This window comes from Goodfellowiella coeruleoviolacea, from assembly GCF_024171785.1.
GTDB lineage: Bacteria > Actinomycetota > Actinomycetes > Mycobacteriales > Pseudonocardiaceae > Goodfellowiella > Goodfellowiella coeruleoviolacea.
Genome location: NZ_JAMTCK010000042.1, coordinates 1 through 7040, shown reverse-complemented (window position 1 = coordinate 7040; position 7040 = coordinate 1). Strand labels below are relative to the sequence as shown.

General features: G+C 73.5%; 2 protein-coding genes. Both read right to left on the bottom strand.

Translation table 11 applies throughout. From position 1 onward, the window contains the following. Positions 1-1921 (bottom strand): type I polyketide synthase (locus LX83_RS37435; protein WP_407649780.1); only part of this gene is annotated, 1921 nt, incomplete at its 3' end. Next, complete coding sequence (locus tag LX83_RS37430; RefSeq protein WP_253780929.1) at positions 1842-7019, bottom strand: SDR family NAD(P)-dependent oxidoreductase; 5178 nt, start codon at positions 7017-7019, stop codon at positions 1842-1844. The genes LX83_RS37435 and LX83_RS37430, both read right to left, overlap by 80 nt. Between the last annotated feature and the right edge of the window lie 21 nt (positions 7020-7040).

Sequence of the window (7040 nt, the reverse complement as noted above, 5' to 3'; positions counted from 1 at the left end):
ACTCCCCCACCACCGCACCGAACACCCGCGACCGCCCCAACAACTCCCGCCCCATCCCCACCCACTGCCCACCCTGACCAGCGAACACGAACACCGGACCGGAGCGGTGCGCCACCGGGGCCGCCGGCAGTTCCCGCCCGGCGGCGGCCGCCAGCCCGCTGAGCAGTTCGGCGCGGTCGTCGCCCACGGCCACCGCGCGGAACTCCAGTGCGGCGCGGGACGCCAGCGCTCCGGCGACCAGCGCTTCCGGTGCGTCCTGGGCGAACGCGCCGACCCGCCGCGCGTGCTCGCGCAACGCCTCGGGCGACCGGGCCGACACCGGCCAGGCCGTCGTTCCACTGTGGACATCGGGGGCGGCCGTGCTCGGTGCCGGCTCTTCCAGCACGATGTGCGCGTTCGTTCCGCTGATGCCGAACGAGGAGACACCGGCACGGCGGGGCCGCTCGCCGCGCGGCCACGGAACCGGTTCGGTCAGCAGCGCCAGTGGCTCGTTGTCCCAGTCCACGTGTGGGGTGGGGGTGTCGGCGTGCAGCGTGGGCGGCAGCACCTCGTGCCGCATGGCCATCAGCATCTTGATCACACCCGCCACCCCGGCCGCCGCCTGGGCGTGCCCGATGTTGGACTTCAACGACCCGAGTCGCAGTGGTCGATCGCGTGGCCGGTCGCGCCCGTACACCGCGGCGAGGGCGTTCGCCTCGATGGGGTCGCCCAGTGGTGTGCCCGTGCCGTGCGCCTCCACCACGTCCACATCCGACGGCGCCAACCCCGCATCCGCCAACGCCGCCGCGATCACCCGCTCCTGCGCCCGACCACTCGGCGCGGTCAACCCGTTCGACGCACCGTCCTGGTTCACCGCCGAACCCCGCACCACCCCCAACACCTCATCACCCGCACGCACCGCGTCCGACAACCGCCGCAACACCACCACACCCACCCCCTCCGCCGGACCAAACCCGTCCGCACCCGCACCGAACGACCGACACCGACCATCCGGCGACAGGGCACGTTGCCGGCTGAACCCGACGATCTGGTCGAGTGCGGAGACGACCGTTGCGCCGCCGGCCAGCGCGAGGTCGCACTCGCCGCGCCGCAGCGACTGCACCGCCAGGTGCAGCGCCACCAACGACGACGAACACGCCGTGTCGATCGTCACCGCCGGACCCTCCAGCCCCAGCGCGTAGGCGACGCGACCGGAGGCGACGCTCGTGGCACCACCGGTGAACTGGTAGCCCTCCACGCCCTCGGGCAGGACCGCGCCGCGCCCGTAGTCCTGGTCCATGACGCCGACGAACACGCCGGTCGCGCTGCCCCGCAACGACAACGCGTCGATCCCCGCGTCCTCCAACGCCTCCCACGACGTCTCCAACAACAACCGCTGCTGCGGATCCATCGCCTCCGCCTCCCGAGGCGAAATCCCGAAGAATCCAGCGTCAAACCGATCCGCACCGGTCAGAAACCCACCACCCCGCGTGTAGAACCGCCCAGCCCGATCCGGATCCGGATCGAACAACCCCGCCACATCCCAACCACGATCCACCGGCAACTCACCCACGGCATCACCACCACCCAGCACCAACCCCCACAGCTCCGCCGCACTCCCCACCCCACCGGGAAACCGACAGCCCACCCCGAGCACCGCGATCGGCTCGGAGCGGGCCGCGGTCAGCTCGTCGAGGCGCCTGCGCGTGCTGCGCAGTTCGGCCGTGAGGCGCTTGAGGTACTGGACGGACTTGTCCTCACTGGACACCGACAACGGTTCCTCCGGTGGTGCGAGCGGTGCGTCGTGCGTTGCTGGGCAGAATGTCCTGTGTGGACGCTCGGGGGGAGCGGCCGGCCGCGGTCTAGGCGTCGCCGAGGTCGCGGTCGATGAGGTCGTAGATGGTGTCCGCGGTGGCCTCGGCCAGGTCCTCGGCGAGGCCACCGCGCGGGTCCAGCTTGGCGACCAGGGTCTGCAGGCGGGCCACGGCGATGCGGGATTCCTCGGAGTCCGCGGCGAGGTCGAGCAGCAGGGGCTCCAGTCGTTCCAGTTCGTCGAGCACCGCGGTCGGCGACGCGGCCGGAACGAGTTGGGCGCGCAGGTGGTCGGCGAGGTCGTAGGGCGTCGGGTGGTCGAAGACCGCGGTGGGTTGCAGCCGCACACCGGTGGCCGCGGTGATCCGGTTGCGCAGTTCGACGCCGCCCAGCGAGTCAACGCCCTGTTCGCGGAACGCGCCGGCGAGGTCGACCGCCTCGGGCGAGGGGTGGCCGAGCACGGCCGCCGCTTCCTTGCGGACCAGCTCGGCGAGCAGCCGCCGTTGTTCGGCCACGGAGACGCCGGTGAGCCGAGCCAGCAGCGCGTCCCGGCCGTCCACCGTCGTGGGCACGACGGACGCGGCCCGCCGTGGCCCGGACCGGACCAGGGAGCGCAGCACCTCGGGGAGCCGCTCAGCCGAGGCGCCCGCCAGTTCGGTGACGTCGAGAACGGCGGGCAGCAGCAGCGGCTGGTGCGCGCGCAGCGCGGCGTCGAACAGCGCCAGCGCCCGTTCCGAGGACAGCGCGGCGATGCCGCCTCTGCGCATCCGGGCCAGGTCGGTGCCGGCCAGGTGTTCGGTCATCCCGCTGGCGTCCGCCCAGAACCCCCAGGCCAGCGACACGGCCGGCAGGCCGCGGCCGCGCCGGTAGGAGGCGAGCCCGTCGAGGAAGGCGTTGCCCGCCGCGTAGTTCGCCTGCCCGGCGGAGCCGACCACACCGGCCACCGAGGAGAAGAGCACGAACACCCGGAGGTCGAGGTGCGCGGTCAACTCGTGCAGCCACCACGCCGCGTCCACCTTGGGCCGCAGCACCCGGTCGATCCGCTCGCGGGTCAGCGACTCGACGACCCCGTCGTCGAGCACCCCGGCCGCGTGCACCACGCCGACCAGTGGCGCGTGCTCACCGGCCCGGCTGACGACCTCGGCGAGGGCGGCGCGGTCACCCACGTCGCACGCTGCCACGCGCACCCGCGCCCCGGCGTCGGCCAGGTCCCGGCACAGCTGCCGCGCGCCCGGCGAGTCCGCGCCGCGGCGGCCGACGAGGACGAGGCTGGTCACCCCGTGCTCCTGGACCAGGCGACGCGCGATCAGCGCGCCCAGGGTGCCGAGCCCGCCGGTGATCAGCACCGTGCCACCGGCCAGCGGAGCCGGCGGCATGGTCAGCACCACCTTGCCGACGTGCCGGGCCCGGCTGACGTACCGCAACGCGTCCCTGGCCTGGCGCACGTCCCAGGCGGTCAGTGGCAGCGGGCGGATCGCCTGCCGCGCGAGGAGGTCGACCAGTTCGGCGAACATCTCCGGGAGGCGTTCGGGGCCGGCGTCCAGCAGGTCGAAGGCCCGGTAGGTCACGCCGGGGTACTCGGCGGCGATGCGTTCGGGGTCCCGGATGTCGGTCTTGCCCAGGTCGACGAACCGGCCCCCGCTGCCGAGCAGGCGCAGGGAGGCGTCGGCGAATTCCCCGGCCAGCGAGTTCAGCACCACGTCCACGGTGCCCGCCTCGGCGCGGAAGCGGTCCTCGAAGGACAGGTCGCGGGAGGAGGCGAGGTGGCTGTCGTCGATTCCCATCGCGCGCAACACCGGCCACTTGGCCGGGCTGGCCGTGGCGAACACCTCCAGCCCGAGGTGTTGGGCGAACTGCACGGCGGCCATGCCCACGCCACCCGCGGCGGCGTGGATCAGCACCCGCTCCCCGCGCCGCACGCGCGCCAGGTCGACAAGTCCGTACCAGGCGCTGAGGAACGCGACGGTCATCCCGGCCGCCTCGGCGAACGACATCCCGTCGGGGATGCGGGTGACGAGGTAGGCGTCGGTGACGGCGACGGGTCCGCAGCCGTGGCCGAGGACCCCCATCACCCGGTCGCCCACGGCCACGTTCTGGACGGCCGAACCGACCTCGACCACGACGCCGGCACCCTCGCCGCCCAGCGGTCGGGCGTCGGCCACCATGCCGAAACCGACGACCACGTCCCTGAAGTTCAGCCCGGCCGTCCTGACCTCGATCCGGACCTCGCCCGGTGCCAGCGCGCGCTGTCCGTCGGTGGTCTCGGCGAGCACCAGGCTGTCGAGCGTGTTCTGGCCGTCGGTCTGCAGCCGCCACCCCGGCGCGTCGGGCAGGGCGAGCACGTCGGCGGCGTCGGCGCGGTCGAGCCGGGGAACCCGCAGCGTTCCCTCGCGCCACGCGAACTGCGCTCCGGTGGCCAGCCTGGCGGCCACCTGCGGCACCGCCGCGTCGACGTGTGCCCAGTCGTCGACGTCGAGCAGCGCCGCCAGGCCGGGGTGCTCGGAGATGGCGGTGCGCACGAACCCCCACACGGCGGCCCCGATCGGATCGCGCACGGCATCGCCGTCGCCGGTCTCGACCGCCCGGCTGGTGACGATGACCAGCACCGGCGCGGTCCGCTCGTCGTTGATCCGGTCACGCAGCACCGCGGCCACGTCGGACACGGCCTGGTGGGCTCCGGACACGACCCCGTCGGCACCGCCGACCGGCAGCAGGAGCAGGTCGGGCGCTGCCGCCGCCGACGGCGCGGCCAGTCCGTCCGGTGCCGTCCCGAGCAGCGCCCAGGTGGTCTCCCCCTGGGCGGTGACGGCGGGCTCGGCCTCCTTCCAGACCACGGTGTAGAGGTCACGCGCGGTGTTGGTGCTGGTGGGCCGGGACAGTTCCGCGGGTGCGGGGCGCACCGACACCGAGGCGATCTCGATGACGGGCAGCCCGACGGCGTCCCAGGCCAGCACCTGGACGGCGGTGTCGGCGCCGTCGCCGCGGACCGGGCTGATGCGCACCCGCACGGCGGTGGCGCCGGCGGAGCGGCGGGTCACCCCGGTGAAGGCGAACGGGAGCAGCGTCGTGCCCGCGCCCTGGCCGGTGTCGCTGACGAGCATCGCGTGCAGTGCCGCGTCGAGCAACGCGGGGTGCACGGCAAAGCCCTCGGCGTCGGCGTGCAGCGGGTCGGCCAGCGCCACTTCCGCGAACACCTCGTCGTCGCGTTGCCACACCGAGCGCAGGCCCCGGAACAGGGGTCCGTAGTGGTAGCCGCGCTCGGCGAGGCTCTCGTAGAGTCCGTCCACCGGGATCTGCCGCGCGCCACTGGGCGGCCACGCGGTCTCGGGCACCGGCTGCGCATCGTCCTGTGTGGACACCAGGGCGGACGCGTGGCGCACCCACTCGGTGCCGTCGAGCGAGTAGATCGCCACGGTGCGGCCGTCCTCGCCGGGCGGGGACACGACGACCTGGAGCTGGACGGGTTCGTCGTCGGTCAGGCACAGCGGGGTGTGCACCACGAGATCATCGACCCCCACCCCACCGGCCCGCTCCGCGGCGTGCAACGCCAACTCCACGAACGCCGCACCCGGAACCAACACCGTCCCGTGCACCGCGTGATCGGCCAACCACGGCTGCTCCGCCAACGACACCCGACCCGACAACACCACCTCACCGGTCCCCGCCACCGGCACCACCGCACCCACCACCGGATGCGCCACCCGCCCCAACGCCAACCCCGCCGACTCACCCCAGCCCGGCCCGGAGGTCGGGGCGGAGGAGTTCATCCAGTAGCGCGTTCGCTGGAACGGATAGGTGGGCAGGCCGATCCGGCGGGCGGGTTCCCTGGCAGCGCCGAGCGCCGCCAGTGCTCGCGGCCAGCACACCGGCACGCCCGCGGTCCACAGTCGTGCGGCCGAGTTCAGCAGTTCCCGCGTGTCGTCGCGGTCGCGCCGCAGCGAGCCGACGACAACGGCGTCGCTGTCGGGCTGCCGCTGGTCGGCAACGGCTTCGATGCCCGACGCCAGAACGGGATGCGCGCCCACTTCGACGAACACGCGGTGATCGGCGGGCAGGGCGGCGAGTGCCTCGTCGAAGCGGACGGTCTGGCGGAGATTGCGGTACCAGTACTCCGCGTCCAACCCAGCCGTGTCCAGCAGACCACCGGTCACCGTCGAATAGAACCGCACCCGACCCGACACCGGCCGCAACCCCGACAACACCCCCACCAACTCCGCCCGCACCCCCTCCACCTGAACCGAATGCGACGCGTAATCCACCGGCAACACCCGCGCCTCAACACCCTCCGCCACACACCCCGCCACGAACTCCCGCACCGCCCCCACCTCACCCGACACCACCGTCGCATTCGGACCATTCACCGCCGCCACCTCCCACCCCGACACCCCACGAGCACGCACCCGCTCCACCGGCAACGCCACCGACGCCATCAACCCCCGACCCGACAACACCCCCAACAACCGACTCCGCAACGCCACCACCCGCGCCCCATCACCCAACGACAACCCACCCGCCACACACGCCGCCGCGATCTCCCCCTGCGAATGCCCCACCACCGCCACCGGCTCCACCCCACACTCCCGCCACACCGCCGCCAACCCCACCGCCACCGCCCACAACACCGGCTGCACCACCTCAGTCCGCTCCAACAACACCCCATCCCCCCGCAACACCTCCACCACCGAGAAATCCACAAACGACGACAACGCCGCATCACACTCCCCCACCACCGCACCGAACACCCGCGACCGCCCCAACAACTCCCGCCCCATCCCCACCCACTGCCCACCCTGACCAGCGAACACGAACACCACCTTGGCGCGCGCCGACGCCCGGCCCCGGTGGTGGGGCAGGGTGGACAGCGCCGCCTGGAGTTCGGTCGAGTCAGCGCCCACCACGACGGCGCGGTGTTCCAGCGCCGACCGGGCGGCCAGCGCACCGGCGATCTGGGCCGCGGGCAGCGAGTTGGCGCGCGCGAAGTCCTGGACGCGGGCCGCGTGCGCGCGCAGCGCCGGCTCCGAGCGGGCGGAGAGCACCCAGGCGGTGACACCGCTGGCGGGTGCGGGTTCGGGTTCGGGGGTGGCGGTGCGCGGGGGCGCTTCCTCCAACACCACGTGGGCGTTGGTGCCGCTGACACCGAACGAGGAGACGCCGGCGCGGCGGGGGCTGGCTCCGGCGGGCCAGGGCTGTTGCTCGCGCAGCAGCCGCACCCCCCGCGACCAGTCCACGTGCGGGGACGGCTCGTCCAC